The organism is Streptomyces viridiviolaceus, from assembly GCF_014650995.1.
In the GTDB taxonomy this organism is placed as follows: domain Bacteria; phylum Actinomycetota; class Actinomycetes; order Streptomycetales; family Streptomycetaceae; genus Streptomyces; species Streptomyces viridiviolaceus.
On record NZ_BMWA01000035.1, the window covers coordinates 39,295 to 62,846 of the forward strand.

Below are 23,552 nucleotides of genomic sequence, written 5' to 3' on the forward strand. Positions count from 1 at the left end.
GGTTCCTCGGTGGCAGATCAGGCAAGGGCGTTCGGCGGATGGTTACTTGGAGGTCCTGATCTCCACGAGCAGGTGCTCCCGGCCCTGCTCGTCCGCGCTCTCGCCCACCGCGGTCCAGGTGTTCTTCGCGATGTCGTAGGACTTCTCCTCGTCCCCGACGGTCATGTCCACCTGGGTGTCGTAGTCATTGCCCCGGATGACGTAGACGGCGGGGATCTCCAGGGTCAGCCAGCCGGAGTCGCCGACCGTCTTGAAGCAGATGGGGTCCGCCTGACGCCTGGCCATGACCTGGAGCAGTCCGGTGCCGGAGGCGCAGTCGGCCAGGGTGATGTGACCGTCACCGCGCTTGAGGACGATGCCCCGCTCCTGCAGGATCTTGTCCGCCTGCGGGTAGGCGAAGTCCTCGACCGCGTAGCCGGGCGCGCCGTCGGCAACCGGTGACGCGGCTCGGGCCTCGGACGGTGCGGCGCCGGTGAGCGCGCCCGACAGGGCCGCCCACGCCAGGGCGCCGGCCGCCGTCGCGGCGGCGAGGGTGCGTACGAGGAATCTCTTCCTCTGCTTGTTCTCCGTGAATATCGAAGATTCGGTACGGGCCTTCATCGTGCTCCAAGAGTCGTCGGTTTCCGTCCCCTGGGCGGAACACTCCATAACGATGGGGACGGTACTCCGATGACACGCCAGGCAAGCAGAGACCCACGGCGACGAAACCGCCCGACGAGGGTTCCACTTCGCCGTAACGCGCAAAGGAGAGGCGGCTTGCACGTGCATGCGCGAGCCACCCACCTCTCCATGCAATCCGCCTCTCCACGAACTGTCCACATCATCAACCAACCAAAACTGGACGTAAGTTCAACTACGCATGTGACTCCTGTCACCTATCCGAAAGGTTGTGATCGCGTACGTGAAGAACTTGTGACGATCCGTCAGGGCGGTTCCGCATGGCACGAATTTTTCCATCTGGTAGGGATCCGAGGAGATTTGCGGGAAAGTCGAGATTTGCCTCGGCAGGTGACTGAAAAGGGTTGCCCAGGTGTCTGGTTCATTTCTCCTCGTCCGAGCGGTAATTGACGGCCCCGCAGAAATGTGAATGGCTAGGAGGTCGCGTCACGACAGATATCCGTCGACTGCCCGCACTGCACTTACCCGGAGGACGACACCCCTATGGAGACAGCGTTCTGGAGCCGGCGACGCCTGCTCGGCACCCTCGCCGCCGTCACGGCCGTCGCCGCCACGCCCGGTGTACTGGTCCCGCCGGCCCGCGCCGGGGCGGCGACGACGACGGCGACGGACGAACCGCCCAAACCGTTCGAACTGCCCGACACCGAGCGGGCGAAGGTCGTCAGGGCGTGGCTGACGGGCGGCAAGGCGACCAAGGCCGCCGCGGCGGACGCGCTTTCCGGCACGGACGCGGACATACAGACATTCCTTGCCACGACACTCCCGAAGGTGACGGCGGAGGACAACCGCGTCGCCGTCGCCGCCTATCTCGCCAGATCCGGCGTGGGGCTGCGTCGTGAGGCGTCCGCGGCCCTGAGCGGGGGCGACGGCGCGGTGGCCGCTTTCCTCGACGGCGGCTTCAGACCCGCCCTGCTGGAAGACCTGCAGGTGGCCACGGCCACGGTCTCGGCCACCGGCGGCAAGGGGGTCAAGCGCGAGGCGTCCGCGGCCCTGGACGCCGGCACCGAACAGGCCCTCGCGGACTTCCTGTCCGAGGGCCGGTTCACCGCCCGCGAGGAGGACATGCGGGTGGAGGCCGCCACCATGCTGATGTCCGGTGGCCCAGAGGTGCAGAAGTACGCGGACCGCGCCCTCAGCGGCAGCCGTCAGGACGTGGAGTGGTTCCTGGACACCGGGCAGCACATCGCGCGCGCCCGCGACCAGGAGGCCGCGAAGATCGAGGAACTCGTCGCCGTCGTGGAGCGTGAGGGCAAGCGCGCCCAGGCAGAGACCGACCTCGCCGTCGAGGCCTCCGAGCGGGCCAAGGTCGCCGCCGAGAAGGCGAAGGAGGCGGCCGAGAAGGCCGCGGCGGAGGCCGCGGCGGCCGGAAACGACGTGGCGAAGTCCGGTGCCGCGGCCCGCAAGGCCGCGAGCGCCGCTCAGGGCGCCGCGAAAGCCGCCCGTACCGCCATCAGCGCCTCCCACACGGCAGTTGCGGCCTCACGCCGCGCCTCGTTCGCCGCTACCGCCGCCTCGCAGGCCGCCGCCACCGCGGGCAACGCCGCGGCTCGCGCGTACAACGCGGCGATCGCCGCCTCCAAGGACGCCTCCAAGGCCGAGGCGGCGAAGAACGCCGCCGTCGCGGCGCGCAACGGCGCCGCGCGCGCCCGTACCGCCGCCAAGGCCGCCGACTACGCGGCCACCGCCGCCTCGCAGGCGGCCGGTGCCGGTTCCGCCGCCGCGTCCGCCGCCCGCAACGCGGCCGCCGCCGCCAACGCCTCGGCACAGGCGGCCACCGCGGCGGGCGCCGCCCAGTCCGAGGCCGCGGAGGCCCAGCGCCAGGCCGCGATCGCGAACAGCGCCGCGAACCGCGCCACCAACGCCGCCTCCACCGCACAGGCCCTGGCCAACCAGGCCGCGACCGCCGCGCGCGCCGCACGCGATGCCGCCAACTCCGCGGCAGCACACGCCGACAAGGCCGCCGACGCGGCCGAGGAAGCGGTCAAGTACGCAGGGCAGGCCATCGACTACGCCAACAAGTCCACCGCGCACGCGGCCGAGGCGATCAAGGCCGCCGAGACCGCCGCCAAGGCCGTCACGGACGCCCAGGCAGTGGAACAGGCGGCCCGGGAAGCGGAGTTGGCGCGCCTGGAGGAGGACAAGCTGGACGGCCTGGCGGAGGCCAGGCTGCTCGCCGAGCAGGAAGCGGAGGAGCGAGCCGCGCTGGCGAACCTGCGCACACAGGACCAGCAGACCACACAGGCCCTCAAGGACCAGGTCGCGAGCGCCGAGAAGGCGCTCGCGGACGGTGACCTCGCGCTGGCCGCCACGCTGGGTCGCAAGGCGGCCATGGGCATGGCGGCCTCGAAGGGCGCCTGGGCGCGGGAGGCCGCCCAGTTCGCGCTGGCCGGTACGGATGCCGACGTCCACGCGTGGCTCGACGCCGACCGGGCCCTCGCCGAGGACCAGGACGACCGGGAGACGGCCCTGCACATCGCGGAGGTGGGCTCCGCCAACGTCGGAAACGCCGTCCACACGGCGCTGACGAGCGAGACCGCCGGCGCCGTGAAGAACTTCCTGACCAACGGGCTGATCGAGGCCGTGGCCGAGGACAACCGCGTCAGCATCGCCAACATCCTCTCCACCAATCCCGGGACGGCCGTCACGGCCGCGGCCAACGCCGCACTGGACGCGAACACACCGGAGGCACTACGGGACTTCTTCGACCGCACCTACCCCGACGCGGTACGGGACGACGACGGCCTCGCCACTGCGGCGCTGCTCAACTCCGGCGGCATCTACACCAAGGCGTACGCGGAGGTCGCCCTGGAGGGCCCGACGTGGATGCGCCGGAACTTCATCGCCCTCGTCCAGCACAAGGCGGCTCGGCTCGATCACGACTCGGCCACGCACATCGCCGCGATCCGCGGTGCCATCGCCGCGGCCGCGAAGATCGCCTACAAGGCGCAGGAGGACGCGCAACTCGCGTCGAAGGCGGCCGCGGAGGCGCGCAACGCGGCGGACGAGGCCAAGGAGTGGGCGGACAAGGCCCTCGCCTCGGCGAAGCAGGCGGACACGTACGCGGCGCAGGCCAGGCAGAACGCCGACGACGCGGATCAGTCCGCCCAGGCCGCCCAGGCGTCCGCGGACCGGGCGAAGTCCGCGGCGGAGACGGCCCGCAAGGCGGGCCGTGCGGCCAACTACTCGGCGAACCGGGCCATCGACTCGGCCCGCAGCGCCGCACGCTCCTCCTACAGCGCCCAGGCCTCGGCGAACAGCGCGCGCCAGTCCGCGATCGCCGCGGGCCAGGACGCTAGGACGGCAGCGGCGGCGGCCACCGACGCCCGCCGTATCGTCACGGAGAAGCGCAGGGCGGAGGCGGCGGAGGCCGCGCGCCAGGCCGCCGAGGCGGCGCAGCGGGCCAAGGACGAGGGGAGGAACCCCGCCGACAGCCCGAACCACGACAAGACCAACTCGGGCGGCAGCGAGGGCGACAAGGACGAGTGGTGGAACGACGCCCAGTTCTACGCCGATGCATTCAACTGGATCAGCATCGGCTCCGGATTCCTCGCCGCGGGCCTCGCCCTCGCCGCGCCGTGGACCGGCCCGTTCGCACCGTTCGTCGCCGGCGCGGCGGGGGTCCTCGGCTGGGTCTCCCTGGCATCGGCCGGACTCAGCACGCTCTTCACGGGCATCGAACACGGCTTCGGCAGCTCCGAGTTCGCAAGCTCCCTCGCCGGAACCAGCCTGGGGCTGATCACCTTCGGCCAGTCCAAGTGGATCGGGGCCGCGCTGGAGGACGTGGCGTCGCCCGTCGTCGGGCGGGTCACGCAGTTCGGCCACGACATCATCTCGCCCATCACCAGTACACTGACGTCCCTTTTCGGGTGACCACTGGATGACGGGCGACCGTTGATGCGAGCCGCGGGGGACCAGCTCGTGAGGCTGGTCCCCTACCTGGCGCAGAAGGGCGCACCTCCCATGCTGACGTCCGTACCCATCGGATGGCTGTGGCTGCTGGCCGCGGCGTCCACCGCCCTGTCCAGTTGCCTGCTGGGAAGCTGGATTCCCTTCCGGAAGTTCCGTATCGCCTATCCGGTGACCATGGTCACCGGCGGCGCGCTCCTGATCGTCGTCTGCCGCTTGAACGGCTTCGGCCTGTCCGAGGCGCTCGTCATGTACTCGTGTGCCCACATCGGCCTGACGCTCGGCCTGCTCCCCCAGCGGAAGCTGTTCAGGGAGGTGCTCGAACGGTGGCGCAAGGGTGAGCCCACGGCCCACATCAAGGTCCCGCGCCGGCACCTCGCCTTCCTCGCCGTCTGCGTGGTCGGCGTCTCACTGGCCGGCTTCGCGCTGACCCGCTGAGCCGCGTACGGGTCCCGCCGCAGGGCGGCTCCCGGCCCGAGCTCCTCACATGCCGGACCGCCGGGCGGCAACTGCGGTGTGCTGCCCGGCAGTCGGCCGATGACGACGCTGCGGGAAGGAGTTGCTCCTGTTGTATCGGCGGCTCACGGCATCAGCGCGTACGGGCGCCGTACCGCTCCCGCAGCTCGATCTTTCGCACCTTCCCCGAGACGGTCATCGGGAAGGAGCCGAGGATCTCCAGACGGCTGGGCACCTTGTAGTGGGCCAGCTGTCCCTCGCAGTAGGCCCACAGTTCCTCCAGGGTCAGCGGGTCGGCCGCGTCGCGCGGGATCACGCAGGCGAGGACCTCCTCGCCGTAGCGCTCGTGCGGCACGCCGACGACCTGGACGTCCGCGATCTTAGGGTGCCCGTAGAGGAACTCCTCGACCTCGCGCGGGTAGATGTTCTCCCCGCCTCGGATGATCATGTCCTTGATGCGGCCGACGATCTCCACGTAGCCGTCGTCGCGCATCACCGCGAGGTCGCCGGTGTGCATCCAGCGGCCGGGGTCGATGGCCTCGGCGGTCTTCTCGGGCTCGTCCCAGTAGCCGAGCATCACGCTGTAGCCGCGGGTGCGCAGTTCGCCGGCCGTGCCCCGTGGCAGGGTGACGCCGGTCGCCGGGTCGACGACCTTGACCTCGATGTGCGGCAGGACCCGGCCGACGGTGCCGGTGCGGTGTTCGAGGTCGTCGTCCATCCGGGTCTGGAGGGAGACCGGGGAGGTCTCGGTCATGCCGTAGCAGATGGAGACCTGTTCCATGTGCATCTCGGCGACCACCCGCTTCATCACCTCCACCGGACAGGGGGAGCCCGCCATGATGCCGGTGCGCAGGGAGGAGAGGTCGTACGTGGCGAAGTCCGGGAGGTTCAGCTCGGCGATGAACATGGTGGGCACGCCGTACAGCGAGGTGCAGCGCTCCTGCTGGACCGCGCGCAGGGTCGCCGCCGGGTCGAAGGACGCTGCCGGGATGACCATGCAGGCACCGTGCGAGGTCGCCGCGAGGTTGCCCATGACCATGCCGAAGCAGTGGTAGAAGGGCACGGGGATGCAGACCCGGTCCTGCTCGCTGTAGGCGATCAGCTCCCCCACGAAGTAGCCGTTGTTGAGGATGTTGTGGTGGGAGAGGGTCGCGCCCTTGGGAAAGCCCGTCGTGCCCGACGTGTACTGGATGTTGATCGGGTCGTCGCAGGACAGCTCCTCGTAGCGGGGAGCGGGGGTCGCCCGGGCGAGCAGGGCCTCCCAGCCCGGGTCGCCGATGTACACGACCTCCCGCAGCTCGGGGCACCTGCCCCGTACTTCCTCGGCCATCGCCCGGTAGTCGCTGGTCTTGTGGCTCAGGGAGGCGACGAGCAGCCGGATGCCGGACTGCTTCAGGACGTACTCGACCTCGTGGGTGCGGTAGGCCGGGTTGATGTTGACCATGATCGCGCCGATGCGGGCGGTCGCGTACTGGACGAACACCCACTCGGGGCAGTTGACGGCCCAGATGCCCACCCGGTCGCCCTTGGTGATCCCTGAGGCCAGCAGCGCGGACGCCAACCGTTCCACCTGAGCGCCGAATTCGGCGTACGTCCAGCGCCGCCCGGACGGCACGTCGACGAGCGCCTCCCGGTCCGGCCAGGTGGCCACGGCGCGGTCCAGGCTGGCTCCGAGGGTGTCGCCGAGCAGGGCCGTGCCGCTCGTGCCGTGGGCGTAGGAGAGTGCGGTCACCGGAAGTCCTCCTCGCGGTACTCGTCCTCGGAGCCGGCCGCGGTGGCCTCGCGCAGCTCGATGCGGCGGATCTTGCCGGAGACGGTCTTGGGCAGGTCGCCGAACTCCAGGCGGCGGATGCGCTTGTAGGGGGCGAGGACCTCGCGGGAGTGCTCGAACAGCACCTTCGCCGTGTCCGGGCCCGGCTCCCAGCCCGCCGCGAGGACGACGTACGCCTTGGGGACGGCCAGGCGCAGCTCGTCCGGCGCCGGGACGACGGCGGCCTCGGCGACCGCCTCGTGCTCCAGCAGCGCGCTCTCCAGCTCGAACGGGGAGATCTTGTAGTCGGACGCCTTGAACACGTCGTCGGCGCGGCCGACGTAGGTGAGGTAGCCGTCGGCGTCCCGTGCGCCGATGTCGCCGGTGCGGTAGTAGCCGCCGGCCATCGCCTCGGCGGTGCGGTCGGCGTCGCCGTGGTAGCCGGTCATCAGGCCGACCGGGCGGTCCGACAGGTCCAGGGCGATCTCGCCCTCGTCGGCGCCGGGCGCGCCGGTGACCGGGTCGAGGAGTTCGACGCGGTAGCCGGGGCTGGGCCGGCCCATGGAGCCGGTCTTCAGGACCTGTCCGGGGCTGTTGGAGACCTGCACGGCCGTCTCCGTCTGCCCGAAGCCGTCCCGGATGGTCACGCCCCAGGCCCGGCGGACCTGCTCGATCACCTCGGGGTTCAGCGGCTCACCGGCGGCCACCACCTCGCGCGGCGGGGTGGCGAGCTGGGTCAGGTCGGCCTGGATGAGCATCCGCCACACCGTCGGCGGGGCGCAGAAGGTGGTCACGCCCGCACGGTCCATCTCGGCCATCAGCCGGGCGGCGTCGAACCGGGTGTAGTTGTGCAGGAAGACGGTCGCCTCCGCGTTCCACGGCGCGAACAGGTTCGACCAGGCGTGCTTGGCCCAGCCCGGCGAGGAGATGTTCAGGTGCACGTCGCCGGGCTTGAGGCCGATCCAGTACATGGTCGCCAGATGCCCGATCGGGTACGAGGCGTGGGTGTGCTCGACCAGCTTGGGGCGGGCCGTCGTGCCCGAGGTGAAGTACAGCATCAGCGGGTCGTCGGCGCCGGTCGGGCCGTCGGGGGTGAACGTGTCGGAGGCCGTGCGGGCGTCCTCGTACGGGAGCCAGCCGGCCGCCGCTGCGCCGACCGCGATCCGCGTGTAGTCGCCGGGCACGTCGGCGAACTTGCCGGTGTCCTCGGCGCGGACGACCACGTGCCGCACCCGGCCGCGGTCGACGCGGTCGCGCAGGTCGGCGGGGCCGAGCAGCGGGGTGGCGGGGATGACCACGGCGCGCAGCTTCATCGCCGCGAGCGCCGTCTCCCACAGCTCGGCCTGGTTGCCGAGCATGACCAGGATCCGGTCCTCGGCCCTCACGCCCAGTTCCCGCAGCCGGTTGGCGACCCGGTTGGAGTGGGCGGACATCTCGGCGAAGGTCACCCGGACCTCGGAGCCGTCCTCCTCCACGATGTGCAGCGCGGTGCGCTCGTTGCCGTCGGCGATGACGTCGAACCAGTCCAGCGCCCAGTTGAAGTGCTCGGGGCGTGGCCAGGCGAATCCCTCGTAGGCCGCGGTGTAGTCCTCGCGGTGCTCCAGCAGGAAGTCCCGCGCGCTGCGGAACAGCTCCGTCGCCGTCGTCATCTGTCCTCCTTCGTGCCGGACCATTGCCGGGCGGCTCTCTGCCATCGTGTAATCCGTGATGCAGGTCTCACTACCCCCGAACGGGGGTGTGCGCTACGGAACGGCCGCGAAGGAGCGAGCAGGTGGCAGTGGACCCGTCCGGTGCGGCGGAGGTCCGGAGCGCGCTGATCCGGCTGCGGCGCACGACCGGGCTGCCGGTCGCCTTCGGCGGGCTGGTGGACTCCGGTCGGCGGCAGGTGCGCATCAGTGAGCTGAGCGGCACCGCCACGGCCGCGCTCAGCGCCCTCGCGGTGACCTCGGGGAACGGGCTCGGCGGCAAGGCGGTGGCGCTCACCCGGCCGTGTGCGGTGACGGACTACTCCTCCTCGCGGCAGATCAGCCACGAGTACGACGCCCCCGTCGCCGCCGAGGGCCTGCGCTCGGTGGTGGCGGTGCCGGTCGTCGTACGGCGCCGGGTGCGCGGTGTGCTGTACGGCGCCCTGCGCGCGGCCCAGCCGCTGGGGGACCGCACGCTGAGCGTGGCCGTGGAGGCGGCGCGGGACGTGGAACAGGCGCTGCTGCTGCGGGACGAGGCACGGGAGCTGCTGGCGGCGGCCCGGCCGGAGCCGGTGCGGGACCCGGGGGCGACCGCCGCGTGGGAACAGGTGCGGGAGGCGCACGCGGCGTTGCGGGCGCTGGCGCCGAGGATCGCTGATCCCGCGCTGCGGGACGAGTTGCTCCGCGCGTGCGGACTGCTGGCCGTGGGGACCGGGAGCGGGCCCGTGCCGGGGGTCCGGCTGGCTCCCCGCGAGGTGGACGTGCTGGCGTGCGTCGCCGAGGGGGCGACGAACACGGTGGCCGCCGAGCGGCTGGGGGTGGGGGCCGAGACGGTCAAGGGGTACCTGCGGTCGGCCATGCGCAAGCTCGGGGCGCGTACCCGCGGCGAGGCCGTCGTCGCCGCGCGCCGCGCGGGGTGGCTGCCGTAACCGCTGTTGTTTCCGTCACCTCTTCGTCCGTCCGTGATTCAGGGGGGCGTTGCCTAACATTGGCCGGGACACGACACAGGAGGGGGGCGGTGACCGTGCGACGGGGCTTCGGGGAACCTTCCGGCTGCCGCTCCGACCTGGTCATCGGCCGGGAGGAGTCGTTCGCGGCGGCGCGTGAGCAGCTCTCCGGAGGGGGCAGCGTGCTGCTGCACGGTCCCGCCGGGATCGGCAAGTCGACCGTCCTGCGGACGCTGGCCGGCGAATACGCCGGCACGGCACGCACCGTGTTGCGTTGCTCGGCCACGGAGTCCGAGTCCCATCTGCCCTTCCTCGCCCTCGCCGATCTCCTCGGCCTGGTCCTGGACGAGGTGTCCGGCGCGCTTCCCGACGCCCAGCGCACCGCGCTGGAGTCGGCCCTCACCGGCCGCGGCGAGTCCACGCTCCAGCGCGACGGGCTCGCGCTGCGGCTGGCCGTGCTGTCCGCGCTGCGCGCACTCGCCGCCGCCGGGCCCGTGCTCGTCGTCGCCGACGACCTGCAGTGGCTGGACCCGGCCAGCGCCGAACTCCTCGGCTTCGCCGCCCGCCGCCTGGGCGACACGCCGGTGCGGATGCTGTGCGCGGTGCGGACGGAGGGGCCGGAGACGGAGGGCGCGGAGTACGGCCGTCATCTGCGTGCCTCCCCGCCGGACACCCGCGCGATCCGGCTGGGGCCGCTGACCCGGCCGCAGGTGTCCGCGCTGCTCGACCACCGCGGCTACAGCGGGCTGCCCCGCTCCACGGTCCGCGACATCCACCGCACCAGCGGCGGCAACCCGCTGTTCGCCCTGGAGCTGGGCCGTGCGCTGGCCGAGAGCCCCACCGCGCCCCGGCCGGGTGAGCCGCTGCCGGTGCCGACCTCGCTGCGGGCCCTGGTGCTCAGCCGGCTGGAGATGCTGCCGGACGAGGCCCGGCGCACCCTCCTCGTCGCCAGCGCGGGTGCCCGCCCGACGCCCGCCCTGCTGCTCGCGGCCGGCCGGGAGAACGCCGAGGCCGAGACCGCCCGGGCGGCCGAACTGGGGCTGCTGGCGACGGACCCGGAAGGGCCCGCCGTACGGTTCGCGCATCCGCTGATCTCGGCCGCGCTGTACGCCGAGGCGCCGGCGCCGGAGCGGCGGGCCGCGCACGCCGCGCTGTCCAGGGCGGCGTCCGATCCGATCGAGCGGGCCCGGCACCTGGCGCTCGCCACCACGGGTACCGACCCGGAGGTGGCGGCCCGGCTGGCCGAGGCCGCCGCGCTGGCCCGGGACCGCGGAGCCCCGTCGGTGGCCGCCTCGCTCGGACTCCTCGCGGCCCGGCACACCCCGGCCGGCAGCGAACCGGGGCCGGACGAGCGCCGGCTCCAGGCCGCCGAGGACGCGATCACCGCTGGCGAGGTGGACCTCGCCCGGGACATCGCCCGCGAGGTGCTGACCCGGGCCACCGCGCCCGGCGAGCGGGTGCGGGCCTGGATGGTGGTGATCGAGGCGGCCGGACAGGCCATCGGCGAGGTCGACGCCGTCTTCCCGCAGGCGCTGGCCGACGCGGGCGACGACCCGCGACTGCTCGCGCTGGTCCACTACCAGCTCGCCTGGCGCGGCCTGGTGGTGCAGGGCGACTTCGCGCAGGGCCGGGAGGAGGCCGCGCACGCGGCGGACCTCGCGGCGCGGGCCGGGGACCGGCGCACCGAGCTCCTCGCGCTCGCCTTCCAGGCACAGGCCGAGACGCTGATGGGCCATCCCGACGCCCCTGCGACCATTCAGCGGGCGATGAGGGAGCCGCAGGATCCGCGGGTGGCCTGCCATCACAACGGGGCCGGTTCGGCACGGTTCCGCTGGCTGATCATGAGCGACCGGCTGGCCGAGGCCCGCAGCACCGTGTCCGCGCTGCTGCGGGAGGTGCGGCGGCGGGGGATGGCCGAGAGCGAGGTCCACTACCTGCGCTTCCTCGCCGAGACCGAACTGCACTCCGGGCACTGCGGCCGGGCCCTGGAGCTGGCCCGGGAGAGTCTGACCCTGGCCCGGGACGCCGGCATAGGGGAGGGCGCGGGTGCGATGCAGGCCGCGCTCGCCGAGGCCGCCGGCGGTGACGTGGAGCGGGCGCTCGCCCTGGCGCGGGAGGCGGTACGGCGGGCCGAGGAGGACGGCGACGCCGTCTACCTGTCACGGGCCCTGGCCGCGCTCGGCCACGCCCACCTGGTGGCGGGCGACGCCTCGGCGGCCGTACGGGCGCTGCGCCGGGTGCGGGAGCTGGAGGCCGGCGCGGGCATCACCGACCCGGCGCGCGGCCGGTGGCAGGGCGACCTCGCCGAGGCCCTGGTGCGGATCGGGGAGCCGGCCGAGGCGCAGGACGTCATCGACGTCACGCGTGCGCACGCGCTGCGGCTTGGCCGGGAGAGCGTGCTGGCGGTGCTGGACCGGGCCGAGGCCCGGGTGCGGGCGGCGCGGGGCGAACACCGGGCCGCCGTCGCCCGGTTGACGTCGGTGCGGGACCGGCTGGCCGGGCTGGGGTACGGCCTGGAGGAGGCGCGGGCCGCCTTCGCGCTGGCGGAGCTGCGCGCGGACCGGCCGGGGCCGACGTCGTACGACGAGGCGGCGCGGCTGTTCCGGCGCTGCCGGGCGCTGCCCTGGCTGCGGCAGGTGGACGCGGCCCTCGCCGCGGAGTCCGCCGAACCGGCCCCGGCGCCCGCCGCCGCGCCGGACGGGCTGGCGGGGCTCGCCGCGATGGAGCGTCAGGTCGCCGCACTGGTCATGGAGGGCGCGACCAACCGTGAGATCGCCGCGCGCCTGTTCGTCAGCGTCAAGACGGTCGAGGCGACCCTGACCCGGGTCTACCGCAAGCTGGGGATCCGCTCCCGCGTGGACATCGTCCGCCTGGCGGCGGGGCGGGGGCCCTAGCGGGAAGTCGTGCCGCCCGCCCGGAGCCGGGACCCGCAGCATCGGGTGAGTGCTCCAGGCCCCGCCCGGCCCCGTGCGGCGATGGGACTACCGCACGCGCAAGGGGACAAGAGGAACAAGGCGTGCCGCGGCGGGGCAGGGCACTGGAGGCGCCCGGAAAAGCATGCTGTCCCCCGGAGCCAGGACCCGCAGCATCGGGTGAGTGCTCCAGGCCACGCCAGGCCCCAATGCGGCGATGGGACTACCGCACGCGCAAGGGGAGCGGAGCGTGGGGTGGCGTGGCGGGCAGCGCGGCTGTGTGGGGCTCCTGGCCAGGGTGGCGGGCCCCCCGAAGGGGACCGCTGCCCGGCCGGTGGGCGCCCGTCGGGGCCGACGGGCTCCTCGGCCCCGGTGACCTCCGCGTTCGCCCGGCCCGCCGCCGCGCCGGCGACTGCGGTGCCGGAACGGCCCGTCGTCGCCGGCGGCGAGCGGGGACCGAGGGTTTTCCCTGTCCGGCTCCCCTAGGGCGTTCCCTCATTGGGAGGGGTGTCTTCCGGGTCCTAGCGTGAGGGCGTGCCGCTCGCCCGGGCACACGGGGGTCTGTCCCGAGACCCCCGTGCTCGACCCCCCACACCCGTGCGACCCACCACCGGCAAAGGAGACCCATGTCCGGGCTCACCCGCGCCAGACGCACCGCCGCGGCAGCGCCGCCCGCCGCGCCCTCGCCTTCCCGTACCGATGACGGCACAGGTCGACCCGGAGCCGTACCGAACTCCTGAGTACCCCTCAGGTGCAATGCCAGGGGGCGTTGCGAGCCACCACGAGCGGCCCGCAACGCCCCCTTTCCACGCCCGTCAGCCGCGCACGGTGCCGAAGCGGATGTCGTACGCGGCCTCCGGGTGCATCGTCGCCAGCATGCGCTCCCCCTCGGCCACCACCTCCTCGCGTCGCGTCCCGGTGAGGCGGTCGAAGGTCTCGATGACCAGGGCGTCGTCCCGCAGACTCCACAGTCCGGCCACGAAACCGTCGACGAGGAGGGTGCGGTACGCCTGGTTCCCCCGCCAGGTGCGGCCCCGGTGCTCGGGCGGGACGACACGGGTGCGGTCGGCGTGCGAGAGGAGCAGGTTGTCGAACTCGGGCAGGAAGCGCGGCGGGGCCGGGGTGTCCGGGTCGGGGCGGGGCGCGTCGGGGAGGTCGAACAGCTCCACGCCGTTCGCGTCCCGGAAGGTGACGAGCCGGGGACGGAGGCGTTCGAAGGCGTCCCGCAGCCGGGTCAGTCCCGCCCAGGTCTGCATGTCCTTCACGGACGCCGGGCCGAAGGCGGCGAGGTAGCGCAGCACGGCGTTCTCCGGGGCGGGGGCCGGTTCGGCGGGGCGGCCGAGCCAGTGCTCGGCGGTGGTGAGCGTGACCTGGCCGCTCCTCCCCCACAGTCCACGCGGGGTGATCTGCACGAGCGGGAGCCGGCAGCGCGCGGCGACGGACAGGGCGAGGGGGTCGGCGTCGGGCCAGTGGGCGAGCAGGGCCTCGCGCAGCTGTTTCATGGTGCGCGGCTCGTCCTCCACCAGCCGGCGGGCGTGTGCGGCGAGCCGGTCCAGGTCGACGCCCCGGAGCCCCTTGCGGAAGTTCGTCAGTTCCCGGTCCCGGGCGGGCTGCACCAGCGGGCGCAGGGTGAGGCAGTCGTCCGCGGTGTGGGTGTGGATGGTCGAGCGCAGGGTGACGATACGGACGACCCGGCGCTCGGCCATGGGCTCGGACAGCGCGTCCGGGGTGAACCCGTCGAGGCGGGCGGCGAGCGCGTAGTACGGGGGTTTGACGTTCTGGGCCTGAAGTCCGACGAGGTGCTCCACCGCGGCCTCGGCGGTCAGCGGTGAGCGGTGCAGCAGCAACTGCCGGGCCAGGGTGGCGCGGTTGAGGGCTCGGGTGGCCAGCACGGGTGCCTTGGGCGTCATGCGGTGCACGCTAGCGCCGGTTGCGGACAGCTTCGGTCCGCGATGCGCCGGGGCCGGCGCCGTGCGACGCTCGCGGGCTCCGCGAGAGGCGGTACCGGCCCGATAGGGGGCGCGACGGCAAGTTAGGGGGTGCTTTCGCTGGCGTCCGGCCCGCGCTCGGAGATGTCATGTGAGGGACATCGAGGACATGGTCCCGGTCATCGCGGGGCACCGGACGGCGCCGGCGGTGGCATCGCGCCTTTCGAAAGGATCAGCCAGCCGTGACAGTACGAGCGGCAGAGACGACCACCAGTGCGTGGATACGACGGTTCCACCCGGCACCGGCCGCCGCTGCCCGGCTGGTCTGCTTTCCGCACGCGGGGGGCGCGGCGTCCTTCTACTTCCCCGTCTCGCGGGCCCTGTCGCCGGACGTGGAGGTCCTGGCGCTGCAGTACCCGGGGCGGCAGGACCGTCGCACCGAGCCCTGCGTCGAGGACCTCGGCACCCTCGCCGACCTCATCACGCGGGAACTCGGCACGTGGTGCGACAAGCCGCTCGCGCTGTTCGGGCACAGCATGGGCGCGACGCTGGCCTTCGAGGTGGCCAGGCGGCTGGAGCGCGACGGGGTGCGGCCGTGCGCGCTGTTCGCCTCCGGCCGGCGGGCCCCGTCGATCCACCGCGACGACCGGGTACACCTGTCGAGCGACGCCGAGTTGCTCGCCGGCATGGTGAGACTCGGCGGAACCAGCGCGCAGTTGCTGGAGGACCCCGAGCTGGTCGGCGCCGTCCTGCCGGCGACCCGCGCCGACTACAAGGCGCTGGAGACGTACCGCTACGCGCCCGGGCCCGCTCTGCACTGCCCGCTCACCGTGCTGACCGGCGACGCCGACGACCAGGTGAACCTCGACGAGGCCGCCGCATGGGCGGAGCACTCCGAGGGGGAGTTCGACCTCGAGGTCTTCCCCGGCGGCCACTTCTACCTCGCCGCGCAGGCCGCCGCGGTCATCGCCGCGGTCCGCGGCCGGCTGGCCACCGAGGTCCCCGGCCTGGCCCGCTGACCGGACCGGCCCCCTACTCGGCGGGGCCGTAGGGGTCGGGAGTACGGGCGGATTAGGGGTGGTCGTGACGTCGGGCACCGGGCTGTAATCGCTCAGTGCGCCGCCGTCGGCCGCCGGCTCGGCGGGCCGCGCGGCCGGCGTGTGCAGCGATCCCTGTCCGAAGGCGAGAGGAGCCGGCATGTCCGATGCCATCGAGACCCCCGAGACGGCGGCGGTGTCCGCGCCGTCCGTGGACGACCACGAGGCGCTGGTCGAGGACGACCTGCTGATCGAGGACGTGTCCATCGACGGCATGTGCGGTGTCTACTGAGGTGGGCTCCGTCCGCTTCGACCCGGGCCTGCCGTACCGGTGCTCCCCGCAGGTGGCGCTCCGCCCGGAGGCGTTCGGAGCTCTGGCCTACCACTTCGGCACCCGCCGGCTGTCCTTCCTGAAGTCGCCGCTGCTCGCCGACGTGGTGCGCGATCTGGACCAGCACGAGAGCGTGCACGCGGCGCTGGACGGCCGGGGTGTGCCCGAGGCGGAGCGGGCCGCCCACGTGGCGGCACTCGCCCAGCTGGCTGACGCCGGAACCATCGAGCCGCGCTGACCGGCCCTACCCCATGAGGAACACCTGATGAAGCTGGTGGATCATTTCCAACACGGCTTGGACGCGCCCATCTGCCTCACCTGGGAGCTGACGTACGCCTGCAACCTGGCGTGCGTCCACTGCCTGTCGTCGTCGGGCAGGCGCGATCCGCGCGAGCTCGACACCGACGAGTGCAAGGCAGTGATCGACGAGCTGCGGCGTATGCAGGTGTTCTACGTGAACATCGGCGGCGGGGAGCCGACGGTGCGCCCGGACTTCTGGGAACTCGTCGACTACGCCACAGCCCACCGGGTGGGCGTGAAGTTCTCCACCAACGGTGTCCGGATCACGCCGGAGCGGGCCCGTGGGCTGGCGGCGAGCGACTACGTCGACGTGCAGATCTCTCTGGACGGGGCGACCGCGGAGGTCAACGACGCTGTGCGCGGAGCCGGTTCGTACGACACCGCGATCGCGGCGATGCGGCATCTGTCGGAGGCCGGTTTCCGGGGCTTCAAGCTCAGCGTGGTCATGACGCGGCAGAACATCGGCCAGCTCGACGAGTTCGCCGGGCTCGCCGACCGGTACGGCGCCCAGTTGCGGATCACCCGGCTGCGTCCGGCGGGCCGGGGCGCGGACGTCTGGCAGGACCTCCACCCCACCGCGGAGCAGCAGCGGCAGCTGTACGACTGGCTGGTGGCGCACGGCGAGCAGGTGCTGACCGGCGACTCGTTCTTCCACCTCAACGCCTTCGGCTCCACGCCGCTGCCAGGACTCAACCTGTGCGGGGCGGGCCGGGTGGTGTGTCTGATCGACCCGGTCGGCGATGTGTACGCGTGCCCGTTCGCGATCCACGACGAGTTCCTCGCGGGCAACGTGCGCGAGCCGGGGGGCTTCGCGGCGGTGTGGCGGTCGTCGCCCCTGTTCGCGCGGCTGCGGGCCCCGCAGACCGGCGGCGGCTGCACGTCCTGTTCCGCCTTCGACACCTGCCGGGGCGGGTGCATGGCGGCCAAGTTCTTCACGGGTCTGCCGTTGGACGGTCCCGACCCCGAGTGCGTACGCGGTCACGGCGAGCCGGCCCTCGCGGCCGTCGCCGCCGGGGCGGCTCCGCGGCCGAGCGGTGACCACTCGCACCGCGGGGAGCGCCGCTCGCGCGGTCCGGTGCCGGTGCGGATCGGCCGGGGGCGTCCGGAGCCGGCGCCGGCCGACCGGCCGTGCGATGCCGGCCCTCTCGCGGGTTTCCGGCCGGGCAGGGCCGAGCACGGATGAGCGGGAGCAGGGGCCCGGCCCTGGCCGATCCGGTCGTCGTGGCCGGTCGCACGGCGCCCAGCAGACTGATGTTCGGGCCGCATGAGACGAACCTGGGGCGCGGCCGCTCCCTGACACGGCGTCATGTCGCCTACTACGAGCGGCGCGCGGCGGGCGGCGCGGGCCTGGTCGTGACGGAGACCGCGAGCGTCCACCCGTCCGACTGGCCGTACGAGCGTGCGCCGCTGGCCGCCGACTGCGGACCCGGCTGGGCGGCCGTCGTGGACGCCTGCCGGCCGCACGGCGCCCTGGTCCTCGCCGGGCTGGGCCACGCCGGGTCCCAGGGCTCCTCCGCGTACGGGCAGTCGGCCCTGTGGGCGCCGTCCCGGGTTCCGGACGTGGTCAGCAGGGAGATGCCCATGGAGATGGAGGACGCCGAGATCCGCGCGCTGCGCGACGGGTTCGCGCGGTCCGCCGCCCTGGCCGTGGCATCGGGGGCGGACGGTGTGGAGATCGACGCCGGGCAGCACAGTCTGCTGCGGCAGTTCCTGTCCGGGCTGACCAATCTGCGCGAGGACGGCTACGGTGACGACCGGGCGCGGTGCCTGCGCGAGGTGCTCCTCGCGGCCCGCGAGGCCGTCGGGGACGGCCACGTGCTCGGACTGCGGCTGTCGTGCGACGAGCTCGCGCCGTGGGCGGGCATCACCCCGGAACAGGCCGCCGCCGTCGCGCGGGAGGCCGCGGCGGCCGTCGACTACCTGGTGGTGGTGCGCGGCTCCGCGATGAACGTGTCCGCCACCCGCCCCGATCTGCACACACCGCCCGGATTCAACGAGGAGTTGTGCCGCTCCGTCCGCACCGCCGTCGACGGCGCCGCCCTCGTGGTTCTCCAGGGCTCGGTCGTCGACCCGGCGCAGGCGGAGCGGGCGGTGCGGGAGGGATCGGCGGACCTGGTCGAGATGACGCGGGCGCAGATCGCCGAACCGGATCTGCTGCGGCTGTGGCGGGACGGGCGGGCGGAGCGGATCCGTCCCTGCGTGCTGTGCAACCAGAAGTGCCGGGTGCGGGACAACCGCAACCCGATCGTCAGCTGTGCCGTGGAGCCGCGCAGCGGTCACGAGACGGAGGATCCGGCCGAGGCCGGCCGTGACGCTCGCGTCCTCGACGTGCTCGTCGCGGGTGCCGGGCCCGCGGGTCTGGAGGCCGCCCGGGTGCTGGCCCTGCGCGGGCACACCGTGGAGCTCGTGGAGCGCGGCGACCGGCTCGGCGGCGGACTCCTGCGGGCCGCCGCCGTCGGCGGACGGGACCGGTTCGGGCGGCTGGTGGCCTGGTGGGAGGGCGAGCTGCGCCGGCTCGGCGTGACCGTACGGACCGGTGTCGCGCTCACCCAGGCGGACCTGGAGCGGGCGGCGGCCGACGGCCGTGCGGTCGTCGTGGCCACCGGCTCGGTCACGGGACCGCGGGACTACGGCGTCGACGAGGGCGGCCGGGTGCTGGACGTGGCCGAGCTGCTGGACGGCCGGGACCTGCCCGACGGTCCCGCGGTGGTCTTCGACCCGGTCGGGGACGGTGTCGGCGTCGGCGTGGCGGAGTCACTGGCCGCGTCCGGGCGGCCGACGGCGATCGTCACCCAGGACCCGGTGGTCGGAACCCAGCTGGCCCTCACCGGTGATCTCGCCGACGCCAACGGCCGGTTGCAGCGCGCCGGGGTCACCCTCGTCAGACGTGCGCGTCCGCTCGTCGTGGGGCGGGAGGTGGTGGTCGAGGACGTGCTCACCGGCGTGACGTCCTCCCTGGCGTGCGGTGTCCTCGTCCACTGCGGCCACCGGCTGCCCGACGAGTCGCTGACCGCCCCGGTCGTCGCGGGCGACCGCGTGGCGCCCCGCACGGTCCACGAGGCCGTCCTGGAGGGGCGGCGCGCCGCTCTCGCCCTGGCCGGGGAGGGACGATGACCTACCGTCACCTGCTGTCCCCGCTGCGGCTGGGACCGCTCACACTCGCCAACCGGCTGGTGTTCTCCGCGCACTTGACGAACTACGCCGAGGACGGCCTGCCCAGCGAGCAGCACGCCGCCTACTACGCGGCCCGCGCCGCGGGCGGGGCGGGGCTCGTCATCACCGAGGAGCACTCGACCCACCCCACCGACTGGCCCTACGAGAAGCTCATCCACGGCTACCGTCCGGAGGCGGTGACCGGCTACCGCCTCATCACGGAGGCGGTGCACGCGCACGGGGTGCCGATCCTCGCCCAGCTCAACCACAACGGCGGCCAGGCCTCCGGCATGTACTCGCGGACGCCGGTCTGGGCCCCGTCACCGGTCCCCGACCCCCTGTTCCGCGAGGTGCCGAAGGCGGTCACCGTGGCGGAGATCGCCGAGATCGTGGCCGGGTACGCGACCGTGGCCGGGCACTGCGCGCAGGGCGGCTTCGACGGCGTCGAACTGCAGTGCTCGCACTCCTCCCTGGTCCGGGGGTTCCTCTCCCCCGTGACGAACCGGCGCACCGACACCTACGGCGGGCCGCTCGCGCACCGGGTCCGGATCCTTCGGGAGATCGTCGCGGCCGTCCGGGAGGCCATCGGCCCGGACCGTGTCCTCGGCGTCAGGCTGTGCGGTGACGAACTGATCGACGGCGGCACCACCATCGAGGAGGCCGTGGAGATCGCCCGCATGGTGGAGGCGGGCGGCGGTGTGGACTACATCAACACCTCGATCGGCGTGGCCACGTCGACGCTGTACATGATCGAGGCGTCCATGGCGGTTCCGGCGGGGTACGCGCTGTACATCTCCAACGCGATCCGGCGGGCGGTACGCCTGCCGGTCGTCGGCGTGGGCCGGATCAAGGACCCGATGCAGGCGGAACGCGCGCTCGCCGAGGGCCACTGCGATCTGGTGGGGGTGGTGCGGGGCCAGATCGCCGATCCGGACTTCCTCGCCAAGGCCAGGTCGGGACACGCCACCGACATCCGGTCCTGCCTGTCCTGCAACCAGGAGTGCGTGGGCCGCATGGGCCTCAACCGCTGGCTGGGCTGCATCGAGAACCCGCGGGCCGGCCGCGAGGCGGTTCCGCTGGCGCCGCCCACGCGCCGGCCGCGGCGCGTCGTCGTGGTCGGGGGCGGTCCGGCGGGCCTGCAGGCCGCCGCCACGGCCGCGCGGCGCGGACACCTGGTCACGCTCTACGAACGTCACCAGGGCACGGGAGGCCAGGTGACGGCCGCGGCCACGGTGCCCAGCCGCGCCGAGTTCCTCGACGTCGTACGGAACCTGCTGGCCGAGTGCCGGCGGTACGGCGTGGACGTCAGGACCGGCGCGGAGGCGACCGCCGCGGGGCTGCTGGCCGAGGCGCCGGACGCGGTGGTACTGGCGACGGGCGCCCGCCCGCAGGCCCCGCACTGGGCGGGCGACTCGCCCCGGGTGGTGGACGTACGGGACGTGCTGGAAGGGCGGGCGGAGCCGGCCGGCGACGTCGTCGTGGTGGACGACCTCGGCTTCCACCAGGCGACGTCGGTCGCCGAGCTGCTCGCGGACCGGGGATGCCGGGTGCACATCACCACCGCCGCGATGGTCGTCGGGCAGGACCTGGGCATCACCCTGGACCTGGAGACGTTCACGGTCCGGGCGCACGCCAAGGGCATCACCCAGTCGACGGACGAGGTCGTCATGGCGGCGGAGGCGGACGCCGGCGGCGGTGTGGTGCTGCGGATCCTCACCCACACGACGGGCGCCATGAGCGAGCGGCGGGCCGACTGGGTGGTCTGCGCCACCCACCAGGCGCCGGAGGACGCGCTGTGGCACGCCCTGCGTGACGCCCCGTTCGAGGTGCACCGGGCCGGGGACTGCGTCGCCCCGCGGCGGGCGCACGCGGCGGTCGTGGAAGGGCATCGAGTGGGGGAGAGACTGTGAAGGGTTCGACGGGGGCCCTCGGCACCGCGGTGGCGGTCGTGGTGGTCCGGGACGGATTGCCTCCGCTCGGTGCCGACGAGGCCGTGGCCGAGGCGGGCGGCGACGTGCTGCTCGTCGGTACGGGAACCGGGGCCGCGACGGCGCGGCTGACCGCGGCGCGGCGGGCCTGGACGGCCGAGGCCCCCCGAGGTGTCGCGCCGCCCGGGCCGGCGGCGATCGCCGCGGCGCTCCGGCCGCACCTGGAGCCCGTACGGGTCGTCGTCCTGCCCGCGTCACCCGACGGACGCGACCTCGCCCCGCGGCTCGCGGCCGTGCTGGACCGCCCGCTCCTCGCCGGCGCGATCGAGGTGACCTCCCGGGGCGCGGACGTGCTGCGCTGGGGGGACAGGACACTGCTCACCCTCACCTCGGACGGCCCGTTCGTGGCCACGCTGGTCCCGGGGGTGCGGGGCGTGGAGCCCGTGCCGGACGGCGGTCGCGGGCCGGGCGTCGCCGACCTGCCGGTGGACTGGACGGCGGCGCCCCGCGACGCCACGTGCGAGGACGTGTTCGCCCCGCCGCCGGACACCACCCATCTGTCGGAGGCCCCCCGCATCGTGGGGGCGGGCGCCGGGCTGGGGCGGGGCGCCCTGTCCGGCCCGGAGGCGATGGTGCTGCTCGGCCGGTTCGCCGACGCGGTCGGCGCCTCGGTCGGCGCCACCCGGGTGGTGACCGACGCGGGCTGGACCGGCCACGAGCGGCAGGTCGGCACCACCGGTGTCGTCGTCGACCCGGACCTGTACATCGCGTTCGGCGTGTCCGGCGCCGCCCAGCACGTGGGCGGACTGGGCAGCCCGCGGGACGTGATCAGCGTGAACACCGACCCGTACTGCCCGATGACCGCGCGGGCCGACCTGGGGGTGGTGGCGGACGCCGCCGCGGTCCTCGAGGAGATGACGCGGAAGCTGGGGGGCCATCGTGACTGAGCCGATGTTCGACGTCGTGGTGGTCGGCGCCGGCCCCGCGGGCTGCGCCGCCGCGCTGGAGGCCGCGCGGGCCGGCCGCTCGGTGGCCCTGGTGGAGCGCGGGCCGTACCCGGGTGCGAAGAACGTGTACGGCGGTGTGGTCTACGGCCGCGTCCTGGACGAACTGGTGCCGCGGTGGTGGGAGCTGATGCCCGTGCAGCGGTGGGTGACGCGCCGCTCCACGATGCTCATGACGGGAACCCAGGCCCTGACCGTGGACTTCCGCACCGAGGACTGGGGCAGGCCGCCGTACAACGGGGCGACCGCGTTCCGCGCCGACCTCGACGGATGGCTCGCGTCCCTGGCCCAGGACGCCGGCGCGGTTCTGGTCCCGTCGACCGTGGCCACCGGGCTGCTGCGGGACGCCCGCGGCAGGGTGACCGGGGTCAGCACCGACCGCCCCGACGGGGACCTGACGGCGGGGGTGGTGATCGCCTGTGACGGGGTGAACTCCTTCCTCGCCAAGGAGGCGGGGCTGTTCCGGCCGGAGCCGGGCGGGCGGCATCTGACGCTCGGGGTGAAGGAGACCCTGGCCCTGCCGCGCGAGACGATCGAGGAGCGGTTCGCGCTCACCGGCCGCGACGGCCTCGACCTGGAGATCCTCGGCTGCACCCGGGGCATCCCGGGCGGGGGCTTCCTCTACACGAACCTCGACTCCGTCAGCATCGGCGTCGTCCTGGGGCTGCCCGGGCTGGCCTCGGCCAAGGTGCGGCCCGAGGAGCTGCTGACGGACCTGAAGGCCCACCCCGCGATCGCCCCGCTGGTCCGCGGCGGCCGGCTGACCGAGTACGCGGCGCACCTCATCCCCGAAGGGGGCTACGACTCGATGCCCGAGCTCGTCGGCGACGGCATCCTCGTCGCCGGGGACGCGGCGGCGATGTGCCTGGCGGCCGGCATCTGGCTGGAGGGCGTCAACTTCGCGCTGGGCGCCGGGATGTACGCCGGCCGGGCGGCGGCCGCGGCGGTCGCCTCCGGGGACACCTCGGCCACGGGACTGGCCGGGTACCGCCGGCTGCTGGAGGACTCGTTCGTGCTCGCCGACCACAGGAAGCTGCGCAGGGCGCCCGGGCTGGTCTTCTCGGAGCGCGTGCAGCGGCAGTACCCGGGGCTCGTCTGCGACGTGGTGCAGGGCATGTTCCAGGTCGACAACCCGCGGCCGAAGCCGGGGCTGCGCCGTCTGCTGACCCGCGCCGCCCGGGACCGGCGCGTGCGACTGCGCCATCTGCTGTCCGACACCCTGACCGGATTGAGGTCCTTCGGATGACCGACTACCGCGACAGCTCTTTCGAGGCACGCATGTCCACGGTGGACTTCCGGGTGTCCGACCGGGCGCACATCACCGTCGACACCGAGATCTGCCGGGCGTGCACGACGCGTACCTGTGTGCACGCGTGCCCCGCGGACCTGTTCGTGCCCACCTCGGACGGCGGGATCCTCTTCAACTACGAGCAGTGCTTCGAGTGCGGCACCTGCTACCAGATCTGTGACGCGCAGGGCGCGATCACCTGGACGTATCCGGACGGCGGCAGCGGGGTCGCCTTCCGCCGGGGGTGAC

Annotated in this window: 17 protein-coding genes; 13 read left to right on the plus strand and 4 right to left on the minus strand. The window is 73.6% G+C overall.

Annotation, left to right across the window (positions count from 1 at the left end):
* Positions 1-42: 42 nt before the first annotated feature.
* Positions 43-600 carry a hypothetical protein gene (locus IE260_RS35840; protein ID WP_189879702.1) on the minus strand — a complete coding sequence of 186 codons (558 nt, stop codon included), beginning with the start codon at positions 598-600 and terminating at the stop codon, positions 43-45.
* Positions 601-1,161: 561 nt separating this feature from the next.
* Here IE260_RS35840 and IE260_RS35845 point away from each other — a divergent pair.
* Together IE260_RS35845 and IE260_RS35850 are read left to right on the plus strand one after the other, a co-directional pair.
* The gene (locus tag IE260_RS35845) at positions 1,162-4,548 is read left to right on the plus strand and encodes an ALF repeat-containing protein (protein ID WP_189879703.1); all 3,387 of its coding nucleotides are present in this window, start codon (positions 1,162-1,164) and stop codon (positions 4,546-4,548) included.
* Positions 4,549-4,638: 90 nt separating this feature from the next.
* Positions 4,639-5,022, plus strand: a complete 384-nt coding sequence (locus IE260_RS35850) for a hypothetical protein (protein WP_189879705.1) — start codon at positions 4,639-4,641, stop codon at positions 5,020-5,022.
* A 151-nt stretch (positions 5,023-5,173) separates the two neighbouring features.
* Here IE260_RS35850 and IE260_RS35855 read toward each other — a convergent pair whose 3' ends face one another.
* Both IE260_RS35855 and IE260_RS35860 read right to left on the minus strand, forming a co-directional pair.
* Entirely contained in the window at positions 5,174-6,772 is a 1,599-nt protein-coding gene (locus tag IE260_RS35855) for an AMP-binding protein (protein ID WP_189879707.1), read from the minus strand.
* A complete protein-coding gene (locus tag IE260_RS35860; RefSeq protein WP_189879709.1) occupies positions 6,769-8,439 on the minus strand; it encodes an AMP-binding protein in 1,671 nt (556 codons plus the stop codon). The genes IE260_RS35855 and IE260_RS35860 overlap by 4 nt, the downstream gene beginning before the upstream one ends.
* 122 nt (positions 8,440-8,561) lie before the next feature.
* On the opposite strand from IE260_RS35860, the gene IE260_RS35865 reads away from it, so the two are divergent.
* Both IE260_RS35865 and IE260_RS35870 read left to right on the plus strand, forming a co-directional pair.
* Positions 8,562-9,404, plus strand: a complete 843-nt coding sequence (locus IE260_RS35865) for a helix-turn-helix transcriptional regulator (protein WP_189879711.1) — start codon at positions 8,562-8,564, stop codon at positions 9,402-9,404.
* An 89-nt stretch (positions 9,405-9,493) separates the two neighbouring features.
* Complete coding sequence (locus IE260_RS35870) at positions 9,494-12,316, plus strand: helix-turn-helix transcriptional regulator (protein ID WP_189879713.1); 2,823 nt, start codon at positions 9,494-9,496, stop codon at positions 12,314-12,316.
* Positions 12,317-13,149: 833 nt separating this feature from the next.
* On the opposite strand, the gene IE260_RS35875 is transcribed toward IE260_RS35870, so the two are convergent.
* Positions 13,150-14,244: a winged helix DNA-binding domain-containing protein gene (locus tag IE260_RS35875; protein WP_189879714.1), complete on the minus strand. Its 1,095-nt coding sequence runs from the start codon at positions 14,242-14,244 to the stop codon at positions 13,150-13,152.
* A gap of 260 nt (positions 14,245-14,504) precedes the next feature.
* Here IE260_RS35875 and IE260_RS35880 point away from each other — a divergent pair, with 260 nt between their 5' ends.
* The 9 genes from IE260_RS35880 (at position 14,505) to IE260_RS35920 (ending at position 23,551) form a co-directional block, all read left to right on the plus strand.
* The gene (locus tag IE260_RS35880) at positions 14,505-15,281 is read left to right on the plus strand and encodes a thioesterase II family protein (protein ID WP_189879716.1); all 777 of its coding nucleotides are present in this window, start codon (positions 14,505-14,507) and stop codon (positions 15,279-15,281) included.
* A gap of 178 nt (positions 15,282-15,459) precedes the next feature.
* On the plus strand, positions 15,460-15,591 hold the full coding sequence (gene mftA / locus IE260_RS35885; protein WP_189879724.1) for a mycofactocin precursor MftA: 132 nt from the start codon (positions 15,460-15,462) through the stop codon (positions 15,589-15,591).
* Positions 15,581-15,868 carry a mycofactocin biosynthesis chaperone MftB gene (gene mftB / locus IE260_RS35890; RefSeq protein ID WP_189879732.1) on the plus strand — a complete coding sequence of 96 codons (288 nt, stop codon included), beginning with the start codon at positions 15,581-15,583 and terminating at the stop codon, positions 15,866-15,868. The genes mftA and mftB overlap by 11 nt, the downstream gene beginning before the upstream one ends.
* Positions 15,869-15,895: 27 nt before the next feature.
* Positions 15,896-17,113, plus strand: a complete 1,218-nt coding sequence (mftC, locus tag IE260_RS35895; protein WP_189879739.1) for a mycofactocin radical SAM maturase — start codon at positions 15,896-15,898, stop codon at positions 17,111-17,113.
* On the plus strand, positions 17,110-19,044 hold the full coding sequence (locus IE260_RS35900) for a mycofactocin system FadH/OYE family oxidoreductase 1 (RefSeq protein WP_189879741.1): 1,935 nt from the start codon (positions 17,110-17,112) through the stop codon (positions 19,042-19,044). The genes mftC and IE260_RS35900 overlap by 4 nt, the downstream gene beginning before the upstream one ends.
* Entirely contained in the window at positions 19,041-20,993 is a 1,953-nt protein-coding gene (locus IE260_RS35905) for a mycofactocin system FadH/OYE family oxidoreductase 2 (RefSeq protein WP_189879743.1), read from the plus strand. The genes IE260_RS35900 and IE260_RS35905 overlap by 4 nt, the downstream gene beginning before the upstream one ends.
* Positions 20,990-21,958 (plus strand): mycofactocin-associated electron transfer flavoprotein alpha subunit, encoded by a 969-nt coding sequence (locus IE260_RS35910; RefSeq protein WP_189879745.1) that lies wholly within the window; start codon positions 20,990-20,992, stop codon positions 21,956-21,958. Before IE260_RS35905 ends, IE260_RS35910 begins: the two co-directional genes overlap by 4 nt.
* Entirely contained in the window at positions 21,951-23,261 is a 1,311-nt protein-coding gene (locus tag IE260_RS35915) for an FAD-dependent oxidoreductase (RefSeq protein WP_229881640.1), read from the plus strand. The genes IE260_RS35910 and IE260_RS35915 overlap by 8 nt, the downstream gene beginning before the upstream one ends.
* Positions 23,258-23,551: a ferredoxin family protein gene (locus tag IE260_RS35920; protein WP_189879748.1), complete on the plus strand. Its 294-nt coding sequence runs from the start codon at positions 23,258-23,260 to the stop codon at positions 23,549-23,551. The genes IE260_RS35915 and IE260_RS35920 overlap by 4 nt, the downstream gene beginning before the upstream one ends.
* The last annotated feature ends 1 nt before the right edge of the window (position 23,552 follow it).

What these genes read in the sequence shown, in the direction of transcription:
- IE260_RS35850 (WP_189879705.1), top strand. Translation starts at nt 4,639, where the DNA reads ATGCTGACGTCCGTACCCATCGGATGGCTGTGGCTGCTGGCCGCGGCG.
- mftA (WP_189879724.1), top strand. Translation starts at nt 15,460, where the DNA reads ATGTCCGATGCCATCGAGACCCCCGAGACGGCGGCGGTGTCCGCGCCG.
- IE260_RS35860 (WP_189879709.1), bottom strand. Translation starts at nt 8,439, where the DNA reads ATGACGACGGCGACGGAGCTGTTCCGCAGCGCGCGGGACTTCCTGCTG.
- IE260_RS35905 (WP_189879743.1), top strand. Translation starts at nt 19,041, where the DNA reads ATGACCTACCGTCACCTGCTGTCCCCGCTGCGGCTGGGACCGCTCACA.
- IE260_RS35875 (WP_189879714.1), bottom strand. Translation starts at nt 14,244, where the DNA reads ATGACGCCCAAGGCACCCGTGCTGGCCACCCGAGCCCTCAACCGCGCC.
- IE260_RS35920 (WP_189879748.1), top strand. Translation starts at nt 23,258, where the DNA reads ATGACCGACTACCGCGACAGCTCTTTCGAGGCACGCATGTCCACGGTG.
- IE260_RS35840 (WP_189879702.1), bottom strand. Translation starts at nt 600, where the DNA reads ATGAAGGCCCGTACCGAATCTTCGATATTCACGGAGAACAAGCAGAGG.
- IE260_RS35900 (WP_189879741.1), top strand. Translation starts at nt 17,110, where the DNA reads ATGAGCGGGAGCAGGGGCCCGGCCCTGGCCGATCCGGTCGTCGTGGCC.
- IE260_RS35845 (WP_189879703.1), top strand. Translation starts at nt 1,162, where the DNA reads ATGGAGACAGCGTTCTGGAGCCGGCGACGCCTGCTCGGCACCCTCGCC.
- mftC (WP_189879739.1), top strand. Translation starts at nt 15,896, where the DNA reads ATGAAGCTGGTGGATCATTTCCAACACGGCTTGGACGCGCCCATCTGC.